Origin of the sequence: Legionella jordanis (genome assembly GCF_900637635.1) — a bacterium.
Lineage (GTDB): Bacteria > Pseudomonadota > Gammaproteobacteria > Legionellales > Legionellaceae > Tatlockia > Tatlockia jordanis.
Map to the genome: position 1 here is coordinate 777,770 of NZ_LR134383.1, position 22,314 is coordinate 800,083.

Consider the following 22,314-nt stretch of genomic DNA (forward strand, 5'->3'; position numbering starts at 1 on the left):
TATGGAGGCAAATCTGTTTTTCCAAACCTCACAAGGAAATTCCCTCCCTTTAATTTTCATCAGGCAGACCCAGTGGGAGGAGGGTTTGGAGCAATTTAACGAGCGCGAGCAAAAAGCCTTTGCCTTACAGCAATTTAAAGCTAAGTTAGGCGATGTTTGCATCGTAACAGAAGCGGATGGTTCAGCCAGCAAAGCTTATGTGGGAACCGGGAAGCAAAATGCAGAGCAGGCTATTGCTTATGCAGCAACCCGTCTGATTCCGGGCAGTTACATAGCTCAGGAACATTTAACGCCAACCGCACTGACCAATTGGGCCTTGGCACAATATCGATTCGGCAAATATAAGAAGCAAGACATCAATCCAAGACGTTTAGTGGTTCGCGAAGAACAATTAGCCGATGTTTCGATTGACATTGAGGCAGTTTTTCTGGTGCGAAACTTAATTAACTTACCCACCAATGATTTAGGTCCAGAAGAATTGGCCCTGGTTCTTGAAGATTTGGCCGAGCAACATAACGGCCAATTTCAGCAATGGGTGGGGAAAGAATTACTGCAACATAATTTTCCGGCTATTTACGCGGTAGGATGTGCATCAGCCAAATCACCAAGGTTGCTCAGTTTAACCTGGGGGAATGAGAACAATCCAAAAGTCAGCATTATAGGGAAGGGAGTATGCTTTGACAGTGGCGGCTTGGACATCAAACCGGCCCAGGGGATGCGTTTGATGAAAAAAGATATGGGCGGGGCGGCTCATGCCATTGCTTTGGCGAAATGGATTATGAAGAAAAATTTAAACCTTCGACTGCAGGTTTTAATTCCTGCAGTCGAAAATGCCATTGGTCCTGAAGCCTTTCGCCCTGGAGATATTTTAACCATGCGCAATGGCCTAACCGTTGAAGTGGATAATACCGATGCTGAAGGACGACTCATTTTAGCTGATGCCATCGTTAAGGCTTGTGAGGAAAAACCTGATTTATTGATTGATTTCGCAACACTAACCGGCTCAGCAAGAGCGGCGGTAGGAACTGAAATTGCGGCTTTGTTTTGTAACGACGATGCATTGGCCCAAGCCATAATGGATTCAGCCAAGTATTGTGATGATCCCATTTGGCGGCTGCCGCTTTTCTCAGGTTATGAAAGCATGCTGGAATCCAGTGTTGCGGATTTAGTAAATTGCAGCGCCTCGCCCTATGCGGGAGCAATTACTGCTGCTTTGTTTTTACAACGGTTTCTTAATGCTCCACTCGGTTGGTTGCATTTTGACATTATGGCTTGGAACCTGTCTTCGAAACCTGGCAAACCGGAAGGTGGAGAAGCAATGGGATTGCGTGCCGTAGCCCATTATCTGGCAGGAAAATACGGGTCTCAATAACGCTCGTTTAAAATTATGCCTAAATTTTTTGAAATCATTGTTGAGGTCAAATGGGGAATTTAGCCATAGACCTCAACTGCTCTTAATCCATATTGGAATTCATGAGCCACAGGCGCATTTTGGATGAAAAATTACAATGAAATTCAAATCTCATGTGTTGCTATTTAGTCAGCTAACTCTGATGTCTTAAGATTGTGGAGTTAGGACAATTTCATGGGTGTGAATTTCACATTGTTTCATGCGGTATTCGCGATAGTGGTTTCGGCTTACTGCCTTAGCGGCTTCATTATTGCTGACGATTTCCATAATTCTGCGGAAGCGGCCATAGAAGGTTGGGATTTCATGGCTTAAATTAAGCAAAATGTCATTAAACCCTCGGGGTTCTCCCTGATAGCCAATTTGAATCGGAGGGGGAGGCTCAGGGCCTTCACCTTGTAAATTATGTGGAATAAAGCTGTTGTCCTTAAAAGTCCAAAGAAGCTCATCAAGCCGATAGGCATCTTCCTGGTTGCTGCAAAAAACAAAAACCCGATGATTGCGCAAATAGGCTTTTTCAAGCAAACGGCAAGCGAGGAGCCATGGGGATTGTTCCTCGCTGTCTTTTAAAAGATAAAAATCAATTCGAGGCAACATGACGTAGCAACTGAATAAGTAAAGGAACTGGACGACCTGTGGCATTGCGTTTTTTTCCAGATATCCAAGCAGTACCAGCTATATCCAGATGTGCCCACCGATATTTCTTTGTGTACCTTGATAGGAAACAAGCAGCCGTAATGGCCCCTGCGGCTCGATCAAAAGAAGCATTAATCATGTCGGCCAAAGGGCTTTCTAAAGCCTCTTGGTATTCATCATCTAAGGGCATACGCCAGGTTTTATCATCTGCTTCCTTGGCTGCGGCAAGAATTTTGTCCGCCAATTCATCATCCTGGGTCATAAATCCTGTAGTGACGTAGCCAAGTGCAATAACCATTGCTCCAGTTAAAGTAGCAATATCAAGTACAAAAGCGGGATCCAGTTGCTCAGCATAAGTCAAGGCGTCGGCCAGAACCAGTCTTCCTTCTGCATCCGTATTTAATACCTCAATGGTTTGTCCTGACATGGAGGTGATGATGTCTCCAGGTTTAATTGCTGAGCCACTGGGCAAATTTTCTGAAGAAGCAATTAAACCGGTCACGTTAATGGGTAGATTCATCAGGGCACAAGCTTTTATACAACCAAAAACGCTGGCAGCCCCCGACATGTCGTATTTCATTTCTTCCATGCCCATAGCGGGTTTAATGGACAATCCCCCTGAATCAAAGGTGATGCCCTTGCCGACTAAAACCACGGGAGCAGAATCACCATTCCCGCAATAGCTGATTTCGATCAAACGAGGTTCCTGTTGACTGCCCTGAGCGACACCCAGAATGCCTCCCATTCCCATCGCAAGCATGTCTTCTGGCCCCATGATTTTTGTGGTAATGAGGTGATGTGTTTGCGCCAATTCCGTGGCTTGATCTGCAAGATAAGTGGGGGTGCAGATGTTGGCTGGCAAATTGGCCAAGGTGCGGGCGCATTCTATGCCTGACGCAATTGCTTTGGCGGTAGCAATGGTTTTTGCGTCGGCCCCTGGCAAGTAAAATTCAATGGATTCCAAAGGATAAGGTTTTTTATCTGTTTTAAAGGTCAGCAGCTGATAGAGTTGCGCATCCGCATGCAAAATCATGTGTTCCAGTTGCCTGTCAGCCGTAAGGGTCGCAACTTGTGGTAGACCAATGGTAATGGACTTCAAACGTTGTTTGATTACGGCATCCAGTGCTGCGGAAAGCCGCTTGCGTAAGGAGCTCAGATCAAAGTCTGAGGATTTTCCGCAATTAATCAGCATCAAGCTTTGGCCGTCGACATCCCCCTGCCAAATCGAATCTCCATTTTCTTTTAGATGTGAAAACAAACGAGTGATTAAACCATGATGTTTTTTATCAAGATTTTTTAACCAATCTTCGAACGCCAGGTCCTTAAAAACACCTAAAATTAGACAGTCGCTAGCTTTTAGTGTAGGATTTTCGACCAATCCATAATTCATTTTTACTTCCTATGTTCAGTAAAAACCATGAGTTAATTTCTGGGCCTAGCCAGAATGCCTTTGCTTGATTCTACTATAAGGCTTCAAAGGACAAAACAAGGAAAAGGGTTTAAAATAGGTTTTCATTCGGATTTGATGCATGCTAAAAGCTCCAACCAGCCATTGAGATAAGCCGTGTTAATTTTTCGTTACTTAGCCAAAGAAGTTTTCACAACGTTAATCGCGTTAACGGCTATTTTATTGCTCATATTTATGAGCAACCAATTTGTGCAATACATCAATCGTGCGGCAGCGGGTCATATTCCTGGCATGATCATTATGAAATTGATGATGCTTGAGTTGCCGAATCTTATGGGTTTTTTGTTGCCGCTTGGTTTTTATGTGGCTTTACTTATTGCTTACGGTCGCTTGTATGCTGAAAGTGAAATGACTGTGTTGCAGGCTTGCGGTTATGGCCCATCCCAATTATACCGGCACAGCTTCATTATGGCTGCAATGGTGAGCATTGTGGTGATGGTGATTGTATTGTGGGTCAACCCCCTAATAGCCACAGAACGAGCTAAATTATTGCGTACTTCGGGAGTGAAGACCTTGATTCAAACCATTATTCCAGGACGGTTTCGCCAAGTTTCTGACAAACAAGTGTTCTATGTTGAGTCAATGTCACGCAACCATAAGAAAGCGCAAAATATCTTTTTGGCACGCAAGCAAATTAAGGACAACAAACTGCAATGGAGTATTTTGTGGTCTGATCATGCCTTTGCTGAAACGGATCATAAGACCTTAGAAGATTATGTGGTTCTACAACAAGGCAATGAATACGAAGGATTGCCGGGACAAGCCAATTTCCAGGTGGCGCAGTTTGAACAATATAAAGTTCGGCTTCCCCATCCCACGTTGACCTTAAGAGATAGAGATATCCGTACCTCACCCACGGCCAAACTTCTGCCCTTTGCTAATCCAAATTTGCGCAAGGCAGCCGAGCTGCAATGGCGTTTGTCCGTGCCCATTATGGTGTTTGTCCTAACCTTGCTTGCAGTTCCCTTAAGTCGTGTGAATCCCCGCTCGGGCAAATTTGCCAAACTTTTGCCAGCAATTGTGATTTACATCATTTATGCCAATTTCATGTTTGTGACTCGCGACTGGATTATTGCCGGCAAAATACCGTTATGGGTTGGAGTTTGGTGGCTTCATTTGTCAGTCGTTCTTCTTGGACTGTTTTTGATTTGGCGCAATCGGGTAAAATTATCATGAAGCTTTTGGATCGCTACATTGCCAAAACCGTTCTTGCATCCATTGCCCTCGTCAGTCTGCTGCTGATAGGGCTGCAAATTTTTATTCTTTTTATAAATGAATTGGATGATATGGGTAAGGGCGATTTTGGCATTTTGCAAACGGCTTTTTATGTGCTATTGCAGATGCCCTATCAAGTCTATCTCTTTTTCCCGTTGGCCAGTTTACTGGGTTGTTTGATTGGTCTTGGGGTGCTTGCTAATAATCGAGAGTTGATTGTAATGCGTGCCGCAGGAATGTCGATTAGTCAAGTTACCCTGGCCGTATTAAAAATTGCTTTTTTGCTGATCGTATTGGTAACCATAGTCGGTGAAACCATTGTTCCCAAACTGGCGCGCTGGGGCAATGATGAAAAAATGCAAGCCATTAATGGTGGTCAAACCTTGCGAACGGCCTATGGGGTTTGGCTGCGTAATAATAATGATTTCGTAGCCATCGATACCGTATTGCCCAATGGGGTGCTGCAAAATGTTCATCAGTTCCGTTTTGATTCCAATCACCGCATGCGATTGACGCGAGAAATTGGCCGAATTGTTTTCGCTGAAGATCATTGGAAAGCGTTTGATGTTGCCGAAACGGCTCTTGATGATGATAAAACAATCACACGCAAACTTCCTGAGATGGTTTGGGATGTTTCAGTAAAGCCCGGGGTTCTTCGTGGAAGCAGCAATGAGCCGGATGAGATGAATTTACATGACCTGCGTCAATATCTTCGCGCTCAAAAAGAGAATCATCAAAGTGCTCTAAACTATCAATTGGCCTATTGGCAGCGACTGATCCAGCCAATCACAACAGCGGTTATGATGATGCTCGCCATACCCTTTATTTTCGGGCCGCTGCGCTCATCCACCATGGGATCAAAAATCTTGATAGGTGCTACGGTCGGCTTTGGATTTCATATTGTCAATCGTTTTTTTGGTCCGATTAGTCAAGTGTTGCAATGGCCTGCGGAAGTGGGTGCCATAGGTCCCACCTGCATATTTGCTTTGTTAGGTTTGTATTTAATGAGAAGGGTACGTTGATGGCTGTTATTCGCCATGTGTTAGAGACGCTTTTAAATCCTTATTTCCTTTGTTTGTTGTTGTTTGCATTATGCCTGCTCTTGCTTTGGCATTGTGGTAATAAGCGAAGGATTCGATGGGGGTTTACCGGGGTGCTGCTGCTGTTTTTAATATTCAGCACAGGCTGGCTGCCACGGGCTTTAACCCTGCAACTGGAGGAGCGTTATCCGGCAATTGTGCAAGCCAATCCAAGTATTCATTGGGTTGTTGTTTTTAGTGGCGGGTCAGCCGAAGTAAAGAACAAACCGGTCAACAGCATGCTCAATTGCGCCAGCATCAAACGACTTTTGGAGGGCGTTCGCTTGTATCGGCAATTACCACAAGCTAAGCTGTTGTTATCCGGAGGGGGCTATGGTTTTGATGTTCCTGAATCCAGACGCCTTGCTGAAATTGCTTCCTGGTTTTCCATTCCAGCACAGAATATTAGACTTGAGACTAAATCCATCAATACGGCGGATGAAGCGAAAGAAATTAAAGCCATTGTAAGGAATGAACCGTTTTATTTGGTGACTTCGGCCATCCACATGAAGCGCTCATTGGCTCTTTGCCAAGCGCAGGGTTTAAACCCGATTCCTGCTCCCACGGATTACAGCTTTTTCTGGAATGATGAGCGTTGGGCGAAAATGGTAGTGCCAAATCCCTATAATTTGTACTATTTGAGCATTGCGATGCACGAAGTGCTTGGCGAATTGTGGATGAAATTGCATCATAATTATCGCACGGCTTCCTAAGTCCAGTTTACATCACCCGCACATGTCAATGGCAATGATCCAGATTGCATAAGTCGTCTTCATCAATGCCGAAAGAGCTCCAGTATGTTGTCCGCCTCGAATCATCGTTTGCAAAACGATGAATAGCCCTTGTTTTAGGAGGTTGTGGATGGTTTATCACGAGCTACACTTAAAAAAAGACCTCTTGAGTATCTGTTAACTCTGTTGCAAAAAGCTTATTTAAGATTAATTTAAATCTGGTGGGTATAATCTTTAGGCAAAACTCGGTAAAATAGGCCACTTTTTTCTTTTTCGAAATCACTATGCCAAAACGAACTGATATACAATCCATTTTGATTCTCGGTGCGGGCCCTATTGTTATTGGCCAGGCTTGTGAATTTGATTACTCGGGAACGCAGGCCGTTAGAGCTCTTAAAGAAGAAGGCTATCGAGTTATTTTGGTGAATTCCAATCCTGCCACCATCATGACTGACCCTGAGCTTGCAGACGCGACCTACATTGAACCTGTTCAATGGCGGGAAGTGGCCAAAATTATTGAGAAGGAAAGGCCAGACGCGCTGCTCCCCACCATGGGCGGTCAAACCGCATTAAATTGTGCTTTGGATTTAGTGCGAGAAGGAGTCCTTGCCCAATATTCCGTGGAAATGATTGGCGCAACACGGGAAGCCATTGATAAAGCCGAAGACCGAGATAAATTTCGTCAGCTAATGAAAAACATTGGTCTTGAGATGCCGCGTTCAGCGATTGCCCATAGTTTGGAAGAAGCGTTTCAAGTGCAAGCGCAGGTGGGTTTCCCAGCGATCATACGTCCTTCTTTCACCATGGGGGGAAGTGGCGGTGGAATAGCTTATAACCGGGAAGAATTCGAAGAAATTTGCACACGTGGTCTGCAATTGTCGCCCACTCATGAATTGCTCATTGAAAAATCGGTTCTTGGCTGGAAAGAATATGAAATGGAGGTTGTGCGGGACAAAAACGATAACTGCATTATCGTCTGCACCATTGAAAATTTTGACCCCATGGGGGTCCATACAGGGGATTCCATTACCGTCGCTCCAGCCCAAACATTAACCGATAAGGAATTCCAGCGCATGCGTGATGCCGCGATTAAAGTGTTGCGAGCAGTAGGAGTAGATACCGGAGGTTCCAACGTTCAATTCGCAGTAAATCCTGAAGATGGCAGAATGCTCATTGTTGAAATGAATCCCCGCGTCTCAAGAAGTTCTGCCCTGGCTTCCAAGGCAACCGGTTTTCCCATTGCTAAAATTGCAGCGAAATTGGCAGTTGGCTATACCCTAGACGAACTTAAAAACGAAATTACAGGCGGCAAAACTCCCGCGTCTTTTGAACCCAGCATTGATTATGTTGTTACCAAGATTCCTCGTTTTAACTTTGATAAATTCCCACAAACTCCAAACACGTTAACCACGCAAATGAAATCCGTAGGGGAAGTGATGGCCATTGGTTCCAATTTCCAGGAGTCCTTGCAAAAAGCTATTCGAGGATTGGAAATTGGGCGAAGTGGCTTGGAGCCTTTATTTAAAGGAGAGAATATTACCAGTTTACGAGGCCATTTGAGAGAGCCCACACCCGATAGGCTTTGGTATATCGCTGATGCATTCCGCCATGATTTATCCCTGCAGGAAATACATCAGGAAAGTAAGATAGACCCCTGGTTTCTCATGCAAATACAAGAATTGGTCCTCCTGGAAAACAGCATTATTGGAAAATCTTTAAGTGAAATAAATAAAACGCTCATGCATCAATTGAAACGCCGTGGCTTTTCAGATGCCTATCTAGCACGACTTCTTTACATCACTGAGGAGCAATTGAGAGCTCACCGCCAGGAATTAGATGTCAAACCGGTTTATAAACGAATTGATTCATGCGCTGGGGAATTTCCCAGCACTACTGCCTATATGTATTCCTGTTACGCCGATTTTTGTGAAGCGAATCCAGACCAGGATAAGAAAAAAATTATGATCCTGGGTGGGGGACCTAACCGGATAGGGCAGGGGATTGAGTTTGATTATTGCTGTGTTCATGCAGCCCTGGCACTCAGGGAAGCGGGTTATCAAACCATAATGGTCAATTGCAATCCAGAAACTGTTTCAACTGATTTTGATACATCGGATCGCCTGTATTTTGAATCGGTTACCCTTGAGGATGTTTTAGCCATCGTTGATGTGGAACAACCCGAAGGGGTTATTGTGCATTATGGTGGCCAAACACCATTAAAATTAGCACGTGCCCTGGAAGCAAACGGGGTAAAAATCATTGGAACTTCACCCGATGCCATTGATAAAGCCGAAGACCGGGAGCGTTTTCAAAAGCTCGTGACGGAATTGAAATTGCATCAGCCTGCGAATGGAACCGTCCGCAGTGAGGAAGAAGCCATTGAATTGGCCAAACGCATTGGTTATCCGCTGGTGGTACGCCCTTCTTATGTATTGGGTGGGCGAGCCATGGAAGTGGTTTACCAAGAAGAAGATTTGCGCCACTACCTGTCTCATGCCGTTGCTGTTTCAAACGATTCACCCGTTTTATTGGATAAGTTCCTTAATGATGCCATTGAAGTGGATATTGATGCGGTCTGTGATGGCAAAGAGGTTTTAATAGGCGGGATTATGGAGCACATCGAGCAAGCTGGTGTTCATTCAGGGGATTCCGCCTGCACTTTGCCACCTTTTAGTTTAAGTGTTGTCGTGCAGCAAGATCTTATAGAACAAATTCGTCAACTGTCACTGAAACTGGGGGTAGTGGGTTTAATAAATGCCCAATTTGCCATTCAGGCTGATGACATTTATGTGCTTGAAGTAAACCCTCGAGCTTCACGCACAGTTCCTTTCGTTTCGAAGGCCACAGGACTTCCCCTAGCGAAGATAGCCGCCCGCTGTAAAGTAGGTCAGAGCCTTAAAGAACAAGGTTTATCCTTAAATTATCCCATGCCTGCTTTTTACTCCATTAAATTACCCGTTTTCCCCTTCATTAAATTTTCCGGCGTGGATTCCATCTTGGGCCCTGAGATGAAATCGACTGGTGAAGTGATGGGTATTGCGAGACGCTTTGGACAAGCTTATGCTAAAGCCCAGCTTGGGGCGGGCAGCAATATTGTTAAACGCAGACGAGCTTTCGTGTCTGTGCGTGATGCAGATAAAGCCCGCATCGGAGAAATTGCTAAGCGGCTTATTGAATTAGGTTTTGAAATCATCGCAACAAGAGGGACGGCTTTGGTGTTGCAAGCGGCTGGCATTGATTGCCGACGTGTATTTAAGGTGGCTGAAGGGCGCCCGCATGTGGTAGATTTCATTAAAAATAATGAAATAGATTTCATTGTTAATACGACCGAAGGTAAACAAGCCATCGCAGATTCGTTTGCGATAAGACGGAATGCATTGCAGCATAAGGTTAGCTATACTACGACGTTATCTGGCGCTGAAGCTGCGTGTTTGGCTATGAAATATGAAGATCGGGAAACCGTGACTCGATTACAGGATTTACATTAGAGGTGGATATGCAAAAGCATCCAATGACGCTTCAAGGTGCAGAAGCACTACAAAAAGAATTACAGCGATTAAAAACTGTTGAGAGACCTCGAATCATCGAAGCGATAGCGACTGCCCGCAAACACGGTGATCTCAAGGAAAATGCTGAATACCATGCCGCTCGTGAACAGCAGAGTTTTAACGAAGGGCGCATCAAAGAAATCGAGGCCAAACTCTCAAATGCCCAAATTGTTGACATCAGTAAGTTACCGAATAATGGAAAAGTCGTTTTCGGTGCTGTAGTCCACGTTTGTCATCTGGAAACGGATCAGGAGATTCGCTATCAAATAGTGGGCGAAGACGAAGCGGACATTAAACTTAATAAGATTTCATACAGCTCACCGATTGGTCGGGCATTAATCGGCAGGAACGTTGATGAGACTGTCGTTGTGCAAACGCCTGGTGGCACCGTTGAGTACGAAATTGTATCAGTTGAATATTAATATTTAACGAATCATTGAATAGCCATTCGATCCTGCAATGGCTATTCTGCCTTCCTAATTTTGTCTACGCTCAAGCAATAGTGCTTACCTTGTAAGCAAAATATTCTGCAAAGTACAGTCTATGTGATGGATTAAGCCATCCTTAAACATAATAACCCTCTTCTTACGTGGATCAGAAAATTCAAACCCCCCCAAAATTTGATTTTGACCCGCATCGAGATAGGGAGAAATAAAATCAAAAAAGTAGGACAGGGTATGCAGGCTGTAACAGGGGCTAATGAAATTGATTTCTTCCGAAAAATGTAATTTGTAATTGGCTTTTAACCTTAAACTGCAAAGCAATGCTAACCATCCATGACAGAGGAAGAAATCGTCTTCGGGAAATTGCAGCCAAAGTCTCATTTGGTCGCTTAAGTCCAAAAAATACTTATCCAAAAATTTGCTTTGATAGACGTATTCAATCTGCTCAATGGTAAAATGTTGCTGGAGCACTCTTACAATCAGGGTATTTAAAGAAATAAAACTGTCCTTGGTTAAATGCCCTTTCACATAAAACCTTTGAAGTTCTTCGTGATGTAAGATAAGAAGCTCCCTTTTAACCGGTAGATTAAACGTTAGCTTTACTTTTTCCATTAACTCATTTTTAGTCATACATTGTCTAATTGAAGTCTAAAATCAATAACTGGCTGAATTTCAACCGCTCCTGCATAAGATAGTTATAGAAGGTTAATGTTCAAATAGCGAGTAATGAATAACAGTCTATTTTAAGAGGTATTTTTTTATTTAATTCAGGATTAAATTAAGCTTGGGAGAGGGCCAGGAGGCCCCTTCAGAGCAGTTCTTAAGCAGCAGGAGACATTAAGGAAGATGGTAGAAAGGATTTGGTAATTTGAAGCCTTTTTGCATATAGCCACCCTTTAGATCACTTTGCTGATCACCAATGGAGGCCACAATGGTATAGCCTTGTTTCGTGATGGATTCACGAGCCTTTGTTTTAAAGGGAACGATGGATGAATCACGGTATGTATCGGGTCTTAAGTACAAACCAGCCCAATTTTTAAAGCCTGCACGCAATAAATTTAAACGGGTTGCTTTCAATTCAGACAGGTGGCGACCGGTGACAAAAAAGATGGCTACATTATGTTCCATAGCTGCTTTATATAAGGCGAGAGTAGGTGCAATGACCGGAGCATTGGCTTCTAATATGTCTTTGTGTATTTGGTTGAGATCAGCACCGAAATCTCTGTGAATGATGCTGTTGTAGTTGCTGATGCTGGTTTCATCAATATCGAGAACGATGGCCAATTTTTTAGGATTTTTCTGTTTTTGATTGATTTCTGCTTGTTTGAGAATATAATCCTGCGCCTGGTATAAAACTCGCTCCAATTCTTTTTGGTATGAACCAGAATCATGATATTGCTTAATCTCTGATTTTAATACACTTAAATTACCGGGTTCGGAGTAAGAAGGAAAGGCAAAACACGCTAACCAGGTAATAGCAACTAAGGTTCGAGTTATAGATCTCATAGTTCCTTTCATCGTCAATCCAATCGTCTGAAAGGCCGAATTATAACTTAAATTTATTGACAGTCAATTGCTCAGTTTGTTCATGTATTGCATTTGAGCAAATAAACTGGTAAATAAATAAAGTAAACAAGAACTGATCGTTAATGAAAAAATTTATACTAAGTGAGTGAGTAAACGAGTTTTCTGCAAACGACAATGTCTCTCGACAGATCGTTTATTAATAGGGCATTAGCTGTCTGGAACGAAAAAATAATCTGCGGTAAATTTGCCGTTTAAGAGAACATCATCATGCCACAACCCTTAATTAATATCAGTCGCAGGCAAGCCTTAATTTACGCTGGCTTCTTAGTGATGTATGAATTTTTAACTTATATTGCCAACGACATGATCATGCCTGGCATGGTGAAAGTGGTAAGTTCCTTCCACGGTCCTGAGACCGCCATTGCCAGTTCGTTAACGGCCTATATCCTCGGGGGTGCCAGTTTACAATTATTCCTGGGCCCCATTTCAGATCGTTATGGACGGCGCCCGGTGATGATCTTTGGTGCCACTTTTTTCTTTGTTTGCACGTTGTTGATTGCTTGCTCCACCTCTATTGAACAATTTTTAGTTGCTCGTTTCTTTCAAGGAATGGGGTTGTGCTTCATTGCAGTCATTGGTTACGCCACTTTGCAGGAAATCTTTGCTGAAATGGATGCTGTTCGATTGATTGCAATCATGGCTAATGCGGCCATCCTCGCTCCTTTAATCGGGCCATTGCTCGGAGCGGTTTTCGTCCATTATTACAGCTGGCGGTTTATTTTCATTATCATCGGTTTTTTTGCTGTTATAGCCTTATGGGGGCTGTATCGTTTTATGCCTGAACCCGTCGGGCAAACTAAAACGGATGGCGAGGAAATCAAAGCCATTTCGCTCTCTCCGCGAATTGTAGCGAAAAACTACAGACACTTATTTTTAAATCCTTCGGTATGTTTTGGCTCGGTAGGGGTAGGCTTTTTGGGGCTTCCTTGTATTGCCTGGATCGCTTTAGCTCCCGTTATTCTAATTAAAGATGCCAACTTGACCGTTATAGAATATGGCTTATGGCAAATGCCTCTTTTTGGCGCAAGCATTGCAGGCAACTGGTTTTTACAAAGACTAACCTATCGCGGATCACTGAAGAGAATCCTTTTAACTGGTTCAATAATTTCGTTGTTAAGTCTCCTATTGACGGCTTTAATGCCATTGCTGTTAGGCGGAAGTTATCTGTGGTTAATGCCAGGATTAATTGTCTATTTCTTTGGTTTAGGGGTAGCAACAGCTCCCCTGAACCGCTTAATTCTTTTCTCAACCACGGTAGGTAAAGGCACAACTTCGGCATTTATGACCATGATGGGGATGATCATTCAAGCATTGGGGATTGAAGTCGCTAATTATCTTTACGGCACCCACAATAATATTCTTTTTGGCCTTTTATGTGCATTCGTGGGCATTATCTATTTTGTATTCCTTATGATTACCTTGGCATTTAATAAAAAAGAAATGGATTTGGAGAAGCAGACTTAGAGGAACTCTCTGATTTTATTTACTTAAACGGGCTATGTTGCTATCTTCATATTTGCTCCTAAAAATTACGATAATCAAAGGAATGATTAAGTGAATATTTTAAATATTAAAATCCTAAGAGGCCCTAATTATTGGTCAAATTATCGCCAAAAACTGATTGTGCTTAAATTGGATTTGGAAAAGTATGAGGATCTTCCTACAAACCTTTTACCTGAATTTAAAGAAAAGCTTAGTCAATTAATCCCCAGTCTCTACAGCCATACCTGTTCAATCGGTTGTGAAGGCGGTTTGTTTAAGAGGATTGAAGAGGGAACCTGGTTGGGGCATGTGATTGAACATATTGCCCTCGAGCTGCAGAATTTGGCCGGCATGGATTGTGGTTTTGGCAGGACTTATGGTGCTCATGAGCATGGCGTCTACCATGTTATTTTTAGTTATGACATTGAAGAGGCTGGAGTTTATGCAGGTTATGCTGCAGTTAACATTGCAAGGTGTTTGGCTGAAGGAAAAGATTACCATTTGTTGGAAGAAGACCTTGCTGAATTAAAACGGTTGTTTGAAAAAGAGCAACTAGGACCAAGTACACAAGCTCTTTTGGATGAAGCAAAAAAAAGAAAAATCCCATACACACGCTTACCGGAGAGTTCGTTAATTATTTTTGGCCAGGGATGTAAGCAAAAACGAATTTGGGCCAGTGTTTCTGAAAATACCTCTGCAATTGGGGTTGACCTGGCTGCGAATAAAGAGATGACCAAAAATTTACTGTTTCGCTCTTTTATTCCTGTTCCAGAATGGCAAACCGTCCGCTCATTGTCTGAATTGCATGTGGCTGTTGATAAACTTCATTTCCCTCTCACAATAAAACCTATCAATGGCAACCATGGACGAGCCGTCACCACTAATATTTTTAGTAAAGAAAAGGCATTGCACGCTTTTAATTTAGCGAAAGAAGTAGCGGATGAAGTCATCGTAGAAAGATTTATTCAGGGAGATGATTACCGGTTTCTTGTGATTAATAACGAAGTGGTTGCTGTTGCCAAGAGAACGCCTGCATTCGTTGTGGGAGATGGCATATGCAGCATTCAAGAGCTAATAGATAAGGCAAATTGTGATCCAAAAAGGGGCAAGGCTCATGAGAATTTGTTAACTGCCATAAAAGTAGATGAAGATACCCTCTCCATTTTGGCTGAACATGATTTAAGTCTTGAGACTGTGCTGCCCGGCGGGAAAATTTTATATCTTAAACATACCGCCAATTTAAGCTCGGGTGGTACGGCGACTGATGTTACTGATATAGTTCACCCTGATAACAAGGCTCTGGCCCAACGCGTTGCTCGTTTGATTGGTCTTGACGTCTGTGGCATTGATATCATTTGTAAAAACATAAGACGTCCTCTTGCAAATGGAAACGGTGCGATCATCGAAGTAAATGCTGGGCCAGGTTTAAGGATGCATTTGGCACCCAGCGAAGGTTTAGCAAGAAATGTTGCCATTCCCTTTATTGATATGCTCTACCCTCGAGGAAGCTCGGCCAGAATTCCAATTACTGCAGTAACAGGAACAAATGGCAAAACCACAGTAGTGCGTTTGATTGCCTATCTGGCCCAAAAAGCCAAACATTCTGTTGGTTTCAGCACCACTGAGGGAATTTATTTAAATGGTAACTTGGTATACCGTGGCGATTGCAGCGGGCCATTGAGCGCTGCTGCAATCTTGCAGGATCCTTCCGTAGATTTTGCTGTCCTGGAATGTGCACGAGGTGGCATCTTAAGATCTGGATTGGGGTTTGACCAGTGCGATATCAGCATTATTACAAACATTAGTGCCGATCATCTGGGGTTGGAAGATATCCATAGCCTTGAGGAGCTAACGCGTGTTAAGGCAGTTGTAGCTTACAGTACAAAGAAAGAAGGTTATGCCATTTTGAATGCGGATGATGAACGCGTTTACGGGCTTAAAGAGGATTTAGACTGCCAGGTTGCGTTATTTGCACTGGAGGAAACTCAGCGCATTAAGGATCATTGCTTATCGGGTGGGCTGGCGGCCTATGTGGCAGATAATGTGATTGTGGTACAACGTGAACAAGAAAAACTTGAATTGGCACAATTAAACGAGATTCCGCTGAGTTTTAATGGTACCGCTGTTTTGATGATTAAAAACATCCTTCCTGCTGTTCTTGCCGGAGTAATTAGCGGCTTTTCTGCTAAGCTGATCCAGCAGAGTTTGTATGAATTTCAGCCCTGTTTTGAAAACACGCCTGGAAGAATGAACATCATTAACTTTGGTGATTTTCAAGTCATGGTTGACTATGCTCATAATGAAGATGCTTATGTTGAGCTAAGTAAATTTTTAACCTCCATCCCTAGCAAGTATAAAATTGGCATCATTGCTGCATCTGGAGATAGAAGGGATGAAGACATTAGGCGTTTAGGTTATTGGGCGGCTCAAATTTTTGATGACATTATTATTCGCCATAATAAAGACGATCGGGGCAGGAGCAACGAAGAAACAACCAGATTGCTGCGGGAGGGAATTGAATCAGCCCAGTTAAAGCGAAAAGTAATGGTCATCTCCGAAGAGTTCTCAGCAGTTCGTCACGCCATATCAAGCGCTTCTCCGGACAGTTTTATTTTTTATGCAGTGGATGATGTGTTTGATGCAGCCGAATTTATATTGGAAGAAAAACGGAAATTCGAGGAAGAGTTTATAATGTAATGAGAGTTGCGATGGCAAAGCCTAAAGGAAAATTACTGATTATTGGGGGGGCTGAAGATAAAGTTGATCAGCCTCCCGATATTATGGAGCAGAAAAAAGAATTTTCTCGCTATGAAATTCTAAATGAGCTACTCCCCAGCTCGAGAAAGAAAAAGATAGAACTCATCACCACTGGCTCAGAATTCCCTGAGGAGGTTAAAAAAACTTATCAAAAAGTTTTTCTTGAGCTTGGTTATCCGCACATTGGTTTCCTTCATATCCAGGAGCGCTCAGAAGCCAGGCAGAAAAGTTATTTAACGCGCGTTCAAGAGGCTGGTGCTATCTTTCTGACTGGAGGAGATCAATTTCGGCTTGCCACCATTCTTGGCGGGACTCCGGTCGTCGAAATCATCAAAGAGAGGTATCTTTGCGACAGTGAATTTATTGTAGCAGGTACCAGCGCTGGAGCCATGGTAATGTCCTCCGTAATGATCACCAGTGGCGGATTAACAGAAGCTTTGCTCTATCGTAATTTAGCGACTTCATCTGGATTGGGTTTTTTAACTACATGCATCATTGATACTCATTTCATTAAACGCGGGCGGTTTGGACGTTTGGCTCATGCAATTATTATGAATCCCGAACAATTGGGTATCGGTTTGGGTGAAGACACTGCTTTAATCATCAAAGATGGAAGTGATGCAGAATGTCGCGGCTCAGGCATGGTGGTCATCATAGATGGCAGAGACATTGGACAAACCAACATCACGCAAGTGAAAGAGGGAGAGGCTGTTTTTGTTGAAAATTTAAGGGTTCATCTTCTGGTTAAAGGCTGCCATTTTTCGATTGCTACCCGAGAACTGGCCAATCCTGCTATGTCCTCCAGCTATAAGACGAAATAATTTTTGGCATCACTGACGGATTAAACAAATGACAATTGCAATTGCAGTACACGGTGGGGCAGGACCTAATACGCCATTTTTAAAAGCTCATATGAAAGAAGCAGAGCAAGGTTTGGCTGATGCAGCTCGTGCCGGTTATGGGGTTTTGCAAAGCAATGGCAGCGCTGTCGATGCAGTGGAAGAAGCAGTGAAAATTCTTGAAGATAACCCGATGTTTAATGCGGGTCGAGGCTCTTCACTCAATTGCGATGGGGAAGTTGAAATGGATGCTTCCATAATGGATGGTCGCAAGTTTGATGCAGGTGCAGTTTCGATGGTGCGCTTGGTCAAAAATCCGATAAGTTTAGCGCGTCTCATCATGGAAAAAACCAATCATGTACTATTGTCGGGTTATGGAGCCCTGGAATTCGCTAAACGCCATAACTTAACCTTAAAGCCTCCTGCCTATTTCATAGCTGAACACAAATATGACGAATTCGAAGAGCTTCGTGATGAAAGTTATGAAGACATTCTGCTGAAAAAAATTTATGGCACGGTGGGGGCAGTTGCTCTTGATCATTTTGGAAATCTGGCAGCTGCTACCTCTACGGGGGGGACAAGCAATTGCCTCCCAGGGCGTGTCGGTGATAGCTGCCATATTGGCGCTGGCTGTTATGCAAATAATAATACTTGTGCGGTGTCAGGAACTGGAGAGGGGGAATTCCTGATAACCCGAGTGATTGGCCATAGCATTTCTGTGATGTGTGAAATGCATAATATGGGTATTCAGGAAGCTTGTCAGAATGTCATTCATGTGCGCAACAAAGATTGTGGTGGAGAAATGGGTGTGATTGCCCTTAATCCCCAGGGGGATGTGGGTATTGCATTCAATACGGAAGTTATGAAAAGGGCTTGGATTGGTCCTGATGGCCAATTACACGTTCAAATAAAAAAATAGAGGAGGTTCATCCATCAACAAGTTAAGCCTAAATGGTGTTCAGCGCCATTCCTCCCGTGCAAATACTAAAAGATTAAAAAATAGACTATGCGTGCAGTAGAGGGTAAAGATTCAAATCTGATTTCTAATCTTTATTCAATAAAGTGAACAATCGCCTTATTCTTCCTAATCTTTTCAAAATAGAGTATTATCCTTCCTTTGCTTTAAATAGAACCAATTTAGTACTATATTAACAAAGTAAATAAGACTTATTTGGTACTAGATTATTTGTGATGAGGGTGCTATGCTGCGCATCAGCAAATTGGCTGATTATGGAACAGTTGTTATGGTTTATTTGGCGAAGCATTCAGAAACATTGTGCAATGCTCGCGATATTGCCTTACATACTCATTTGTCTGTGCCCACCGTCAGCAAAATTCTAAAACGTTTAACCGCTGCAGGTTTACTCAATTCCGTTCGTGGTGTGACCGGTGGTTACCGTTTGCAACGTTCAGCTGCCGACATTTCAGTGTCTCAAATCATTTATGCTCTGGAGGAGCAGCGTGGATTGACCGAATGCAGCTTACAGCATAGCGAGTGCTCTTTGCAGGGCGTGTGTCATGTCAAGGGAAATTGGCGTTTAATCAGTCAGGCAATAGAAGCAGCACTGGATAGTGTCAGTCTGGAAGTTCTAGCAAAGCCAACTCTGCAAGCGGTCGAAATCGATCGCATTCGACAGTTGGCAAGTGGAGTTAGTCATGGCTAAAAGCAATGAACAAATCAATTCCCTGCTTGAAAGGGAATATCAACATGGTTTTGTAACCGACATCGAAGTGGACACCTTTGAACCTGGTTTGAATGAGGACATTATCAGGCGTTTGTCTAAAATCAAAGGGGAACCTGAGTTTCTACTGGAGTGGCGCTTACAGGCCTTCCGACATTGGCAAACCATGTCAGAGCCAGAATGGTCTAGCGTTCATTACCCGGCCGTTGATTTCCAGGCGATTTCCTATTACTCAGCGCCTAAAAACAAAAAAGAAGGACCAAAAAGTCTGGATGAAGTAGACCCTGAATTGCTGCGAACTTATGAAAAACTCGGAATTCCTTTAAGGGAACAGGAAATGCTCGCAGGGGTTGCGGTTGATGCTGTATTCGATAGTGTCTCTGTGGCAACCACATTCAAAGCCAAATTGGCAGAGGTCGGTGTTATTTTTTGTCCTTTATCCGAGGCAGTGCATAAACATGCAGATTTGGTGCGACAATACTTAGGTTCTGTGGTGCCTTATCGCGATAATTTTTATGCAGCCCTTAACTCCGCCGTTTTTAGTGATGGATCCTTCGTCTATATTCCCAAAGGGGTTCGCTGCCCAATGGAGCTGTCCACCTATTTCCGCATTAATGCGGCATCAACTGGGCAATTTGAAAGAACTTTGATTATTGCCGATCAGGACAGTTATGTATCTTATCTCGAGGGTTGCACGGCACCCATGCGGGATGAAAATCAATTGCACGCAGCTGTGGTGGAGTTAATTGCCCTGGATGGCGCACAAATTAAGTATTCTACAGTGCAAAACTGGTATCCCGGCGATAAGGAAGGACGCGGTGGGATTTATAACTTCGTGACCAAGCGGGGGGCTTGTCGAGGAAAACGTTCAAAAATTTCCTGGACCCAAATCGAAACCGGTTCAGCCATAACCTGGAAGTATCCAAGCGTGATTCTTCAAGGTGATGACTCAGTAGGTGAGTTCTATTCCGTGGCTTTAACCAATAATTTACAGCAGGCAGACACGGGGACCAAAATGATTCATTTGGGTAAGAATACTCGCTCGACCATTATTTCTAAAGGAATTAGTGCAGGTCGTGCTCATAATGCTTACCGGGGTTTGGTCAAAATTGCGCCTACCGCCACCAATGCCAGAAACTATACCCAGTGCGACTCCATGCTCATGGGTAGTGAGTGTTCAGCTCATACCTTCCCCTATATTGAAGTAAAAAACCCAACGGCACAGGTGGAACATGAGGCTACAACCTCAAAAATTAGCGAAGAGCAGTTATTTTATTGTCAACAACGAGGTATTGATACGGAAGACGCCGTGTCCATGATCGTCAATGGCTTTTGTAAACAAGTATTGAAAGAATTACCCATGGAATTTGCCGTGGAAGCCACAAAGTTACTGGGTATTAGTCTTGAAGGGGCAGTAGGTTAAGTTATGTTAACAATTAAAGATTTGAATGTTGCTATCAATGCACAGCCTATTTTAAAAGGCATTAATTTAAACGTTAAAGCTGGCGAAGTCCATGCCATCATGGGTCCTAATGGCTCTGGCAAAAGTACTCTGTCTAAGGTTCTTGCCGGTCATCCTAGCTATGAAGTAACTGGCGGTGAAGTCCAGTATTTCAATAAGAACTTGCTCCCTTTGTCACCTGCAGAGCGGGCCCAGGCAGGAGTGTTTTTATCCTTCCAGTATCCAGTGGAAATACCGGGAGTGACGAACATTAACTTCCTCAAGGCTTCAGTTAATGCCATTCGCAAAGGACAGGGAAAGCCCACTCTGGATGCGATGGAATTTTTAAGCTTCATTCGCGAGAAATGTCGTTTATTGGATATGGATGAAAGCTTCTTGTACCGCAGCATTAACGAGGGCTTTTCCGGTGGTGAGAAAAAACGCAACGAAATTTTGCAATTGATGGCCCTGGAACCCAAGTTGGCAATTCTGGATGAAACTGATTCAGGATTGGATATAGATGCCTTGAGAATTATTTCTCAAGGAGTTAATGCCATGCGTTCACCCGAGCGAGCCATTATTCTGGTCACGCATTATCAGCGGCTGTTAAGTTACATCGAACCTGATTTTATTCACGTTTTGGCCAATGGCCGCATTATTAAATCAGGCGATAAATCGTTGGCGCATGAACTGGAAGAAAAAGGTTACAGTTGGCTTGAGGAGACGATACAAGCATGAGTGAGGTTCTTGATTTTTACCAAAAACAAGCCAAAGCTGCTTTCTCTCATATCCCTTGGGTCGCAACATTGCAGGAGAAGGGGTTACAAGAGCTCTGTCGGCTGGGATTCCCAAATCGTCATAATGAGGATTGGAAGTATACCCTTGTTGATTCTCTCCTTAAGAAAACCTATGACAAACCCCAAGAGAGGCCATCTGAATCCGCTGTAGCATCAGATATAGCGGTTGGCCACTTCATCAGCATTCAAAATGGCACGGTTTTGGGCCTGGAAGAGGCTAAAACCAACCTGCCTGCGGGTGTGGTTATTCAACCCTTATTCCAGGCCTTGGAGGAACACTCCGAGAAGCTTCAACCTTATTTTGACCGATTATTAAAGTATGAACACGGTTTCCATGCCTTAAATACTGCTTTGCTGAATACCGGGGTTGTACTGTATGTGCCAAGTGGAATTATTATTGATGAACCCATTGTACTATCCCATTGGCAGGATCAGGAACAAGCAAGCCATTGCCGATATTTAATTGTTCTTGAAGAAGGGAGTGAGGCGACTGTCATTGAGGATTATCACGGGATTGAAGGATGCAACTATTTCACCAACACTGTGACTGAGATTTTTACTGGCAGCAATGCGAAATTAGTGCATTACAAGATCCAGCGTGAAGCAAAAAGCAGTTATCACATAGGCCAAACCTCTGTATTTCAAGCGAAGAACAGTCAGTTTCACAGTCACTCCTTAAGCATTGGCGGCAAATTGGTTCGCAGTGACATCCGCATCGACTTGGCTGATGAAAAGGCTCAAGCCTTAATGAATGGTATTTATGCACCTTCAGAAGGCCAACATATTGATCATCACACTGCGGTGCATCATCTAGTGCCCAATTGCCGCAGTGAACAAGATTACAAGGGTATTTTAACCGGCCGCTCTCGCGCAGTATTCAATGGTAAAGTGATAGTGGCTAAACAGGCACAGCATAGTGAAGCCAGACAGCAGAATAAAAACTTATTGCTGTCAAACCATGCGGAAATTGATAGTAAACCACAGCTCGAAATTTTCGCGGATGATGTGGTGTGTACGCATGGGGCTACAGTAGGACAGCTTGATGAAGAAGCCTTATTTTACCTTGCCACTCGTGGAATCAATCGCGAGGAGGCGAGCCAATATTTGATCCAGGCCTTTACTGAAGAAAATATTCAAATGATTTCACATCCAAAATTAGCCGAGTGGATGAGAGCACTGCTGCATAGGCAGCTGAGGTAAC

18 protein-coding genes are annotated in these 22,314 nt (G+C 43.5%); 14 read left to right on the plus strand and 4 right to left on the minus strand.

Annotated elements, in window-relative coordinates; all coding sequences use genetic code 11:
• Position 1 precedes the first annotated feature (1 nt).
• Positions 2 to 1,372 carry a leucyl aminopeptidase family protein gene (locus tag EL203_RS03705; RefSeq protein ID WP_058470461.1) on the plus strand — a complete coding sequence of 457 codons (1,371 nt, stop codon included), beginning with the start codon at positions 2 to 4 and terminating at the stop codon, positions 1,370 to 1,372.
• A 186-nt stretch (positions 1,373 to 1,558) separates the two neighbouring features.
• On the opposite strand, the gene EL203_RS03710 is transcribed toward EL203_RS03705, so the two are convergent.
• Together EL203_RS03710 and EL203_RS03715 are read right to left on the minus strand one after the other, a co-directional pair.
• The gene (locus EL203_RS03710) at positions 1,559 to 2,005 is read right to left on the minus strand and encodes a DNA polymerase III subunit chi (RefSeq protein ID WP_058470460.1); all 447 of its coding nucleotides are present in this window, start codon (positions 2,003 to 2,005) and stop codon (positions 1,559 to 1,561) included.
• A complete protein-coding gene (locus EL203_RS03715) occupies positions 1,989 to 3,434 on the minus strand; it encodes a leucyl aminopeptidase (protein WP_058470459.1) in 1,446 nt (481 codons plus the stop codon). Before EL203_RS03715 ends, EL203_RS03710 begins: the two co-directional genes overlap by 17 nt.
• A 174-nt stretch (positions 3,435 to 3,608) precedes the next feature.
• Between EL203_RS03715 and lptF the strand changes: the two genes are divergently transcribed.
• From lptF to greA, 5 genes are all read left to right on the plus strand, one after another.
• Positions 3,609 to 4,688 (plus strand): LPS export ABC transporter permease LptF, encoded by a 1,080-nt coding sequence (lptF, locus tag EL203_RS03720; RefSeq protein WP_058470458.1) that lies wholly within the window; start codon positions 3,609 to 3,611, stop codon positions 4,686 to 4,688.
• The gene (gene lptG / locus EL203_RS03725) at positions 4,679 to 5,749 is read left to right on the plus strand and encodes an LPS export ABC transporter permease LptG (RefSeq protein WP_058472168.1); all 1,071 of its coding nucleotides are present in this window, start codon (positions 4,679 to 4,681) and stop codon (positions 5,747 to 5,749) included. Before lptF ends, lptG begins: the two co-directional genes overlap by 10 nt.
• Positions 5,749 to 6,519 carry a YdcF family protein gene (locus EL203_RS03730; RefSeq protein ID WP_058470457.1) on the plus strand — a complete coding sequence of 257 codons (771 nt, stop codon included), beginning with the start codon at positions 5,749 to 5,751 and terminating at the stop codon, positions 6,517 to 6,519. Before lptG ends, EL203_RS03730 begins: the two co-directional genes overlap by 1 nt.
• A gap of 302 nt (positions 6,520 to 6,821) precedes the next feature.
• Positions 6,822 to 10,025 carry a carbamoyl-phosphate synthase large subunit gene (gene carB, locus EL203_RS03735; protein ID WP_058470456.1) on the plus strand — a complete coding sequence of 1,068 codons (3,204 nt, stop codon included), beginning with the start codon at positions 6,822 to 6,824 and terminating at the stop codon, positions 10,023 to 10,025.
• An 8-nt stretch (positions 10,026 to 10,033) separates the two neighbouring features.
• Complete coding sequence (greA, locus tag EL203_RS03740; RefSeq protein ID WP_058472167.1) at positions 10,034 to 10,507, plus strand: transcription elongation factor GreA; 474 nt, start codon at positions 10,034 to 10,036, stop codon at positions 10,505 to 10,507.
• Between the two features lie 84 nt (positions 10,508 to 10,591).
• Here the strand turns inward: greA and EL203_RS03745 are convergent, their stop codons facing one another.
• Positions 10,592 to 11,158 (minus strand): hypothetical protein, encoded by a 567-nt coding sequence (locus EL203_RS03745; protein ID WP_122256272.1) that lies wholly within the window; start codon positions 11,156 to 11,158, stop codon positions 10,592 to 10,594.
• A 207-nt stretch (positions 11,159 to 11,365) separates the two neighbouring features.
• Positions 11,366 to 12,046: an HAD family acid phosphatase gene (locus EL203_RS03750; protein WP_375232619.1), complete on the minus strand. Its 681-nt coding sequence runs from the start codon at positions 12,044 to 12,046 to the stop codon at positions 11,366 to 11,368.
• Between the two features lie 276 nt (positions 12,047 to 12,322).
• Here EL203_RS03750 and EL203_RS03755 point away from each other — a divergent pair, with 276 nt between their 5' ends.
• The 8 genes from EL203_RS03755 (at position 12,323) to sufD (ending at position 22,313) form a co-directional block, all read left to right on the plus strand.
• Positions 12,323 to 13,579 (plus strand): MFS transporter, encoded by a 1,257-nt coding sequence (locus tag EL203_RS03755; protein ID WP_058470453.1) that lies wholly within the window; start codon positions 12,323 to 12,325, stop codon positions 13,577 to 13,579.
• Positions 13,580 to 13,669: 90 nt separating this feature from the next.
• Complete coding sequence (cphA, locus tag EL203_RS03760; protein WP_058470452.1) at positions 13,670 to 16,294, plus strand: cyanophycin synthetase; 2,625 nt, start codon at positions 13,670 to 13,672, stop codon at positions 16,292 to 16,294.
• An 11-nt stretch (positions 16,295 to 16,305) separates the two neighbouring features.
• On the plus strand, positions 16,306 to 17,175 hold the full coding sequence (locus EL203_RS03765; protein ID WP_058470451.1) for a cyanophycinase: 870 nt from the start codon (positions 16,306 to 16,308) through the stop codon (positions 17,173 to 17,175).
• 28 nt (positions 17,176 to 17,203) lie between these two features.
• Entirely contained in the window at positions 17,204 to 18,112 is a 909-nt protein-coding gene (locus EL203_RS03770; RefSeq protein WP_058470450.1) for an isoaspartyl peptidase/L-asparaginase family protein, read from the plus strand.
• Positions 18,113 to 18,395: 283 nt separating this feature from the next.
• Positions 18,396 to 18,857 (plus strand): SUF system Fe-S cluster assembly regulator, encoded by a 462-nt coding sequence (locus EL203_RS03775; protein ID WP_058470449.1) that lies wholly within the window; start codon positions 18,396 to 18,398, stop codon positions 18,855 to 18,857.
• Positions 18,850 to 20,298: a Fe-S cluster assembly protein SufB gene (sufB, locus tag EL203_RS03780; protein WP_058470448.1), complete on the plus strand. Its 1,449-nt coding sequence runs from the start codon at positions 18,850 to 18,852 to the stop codon at positions 20,296 to 20,298. Before EL203_RS03775 ends, sufB begins: the two co-directional genes overlap by 8 nt.
• 3 nt (positions 20,299 to 20,301) lie before the next feature.
• Positions 20,302 to 21,054: a Fe-S cluster assembly ATPase SufC gene (gene sufC, locus EL203_RS03785; protein ID WP_058470447.1), complete on the plus strand. Its 753-nt coding sequence runs from the start codon at positions 20,302 to 20,304 to the stop codon at positions 21,052 to 21,054.
• A complete protein-coding gene (sufD, locus tag EL203_RS03790; RefSeq protein ID WP_058470446.1) occupies positions 21,051 to 22,313 on the plus strand; it encodes a Fe-S cluster assembly protein SufD in 1,263 nt (420 codons plus the stop codon). Before sufC ends, sufD begins: the two co-directional genes overlap by 4 nt.
• The last annotated feature ends 1 nt before the right edge of the window (position 22,314 follow it).

Bases quoted from the DNA above. Each gene is read 5' to 3' on its own strand.
- carB (WP_058470456.1), top strand. From the start codon at position 6,822: ATGCCAAAACGAACTGATATACAATCCATTTTGATTCTCGGTGCGGGC.
- EL203_RS03750 (WP_375232619.1), bottom strand. From the start codon at position 12,046: ATGAAAGGAACTATGAGATCTATAACTCGAACCTTAGTTGCTATTACC.
- sufC (WP_058470447.1), top strand. From the start codon at position 20,302: ATGTTAACAATTAAAGATTTGAATGTTGCTATCAATGCACAGCCTATT.
- EL203_RS03755 (WP_058470453.1), top strand. From the start codon at position 12,323: ATGCCACAACCCTTAATTAATATCAGTCGCAGGCAAGCCTTAATTTAC.
- EL203_RS03745 (WP_122256272.1), bottom strand. From the start codon at position 11,158: ATGACTAAAAATGAGTTAATGGAAAAAGTAAAGCTAACGTTTAATCTA.
- sufB (WP_058470448.1), top strand. From the start codon at position 18,850: ATGGCTAAAAGCAATGAACAAATCAATTCCCTGCTTGAAAGGGAATAT.
- EL203_RS03775 (WP_058470449.1), top strand. From the start codon at position 18,396: ATGCTGCGCATCAGCAAATTGGCTGATTATGGAACAGTTGTTATGGTT.
- EL203_RS03765 (WP_058470451.1), top strand. From the start codon at position 16,306: ATGGCAAAGCCTAAAGGAAAATTACTGATTATTGGGGGGGCTGAAGAT.
- sufD (WP_058470446.1), top strand. From the start codon at position 21,051: ATGAGTGAGGTTCTTGATTTTTACCAAAAACAAGCCAAAGCTGCTTTC.
- EL203_RS03705 (WP_058470461.1), top strand. From the start codon at position 2: ATGGAGGCAAATCTGTTTTTCCAAACCTCACAAGGAAATTCCCTCCCT.
- EL203_RS03730 (WP_058470457.1), top strand. From the start codon at position 5,749: ATGGCTGTTATTCGCCATGTGTTAGAGACGCTTTTAAATCCTTATTTC.
- EL203_RS03770 (WP_058470450.1), top strand. From the start codon at position 17,204: ATGACAATTGCAATTGCAGTACACGGTGGGGCAGGACCTAATACGCCA.
- greA (WP_058472167.1), top strand. From the start codon at position 10,034: ATGCAAAAGCATCCAATGACGCTTCAAGGTGCAGAAGCACTACAAAAA.
- EL203_RS03710 (WP_058470460.1), bottom strand. From the start codon at position 2,005: ATGTTGCCTCGAATTGATTTTTATCTTTTAAAAGACAGCGAGGAACAA.
- EL203_RS03715 (WP_058470459.1), bottom strand. From the start codon at position 3,434: ATGAATTATGGATTGGTCGAAAATCCTACACTAAAAGCTAGCGACTGT.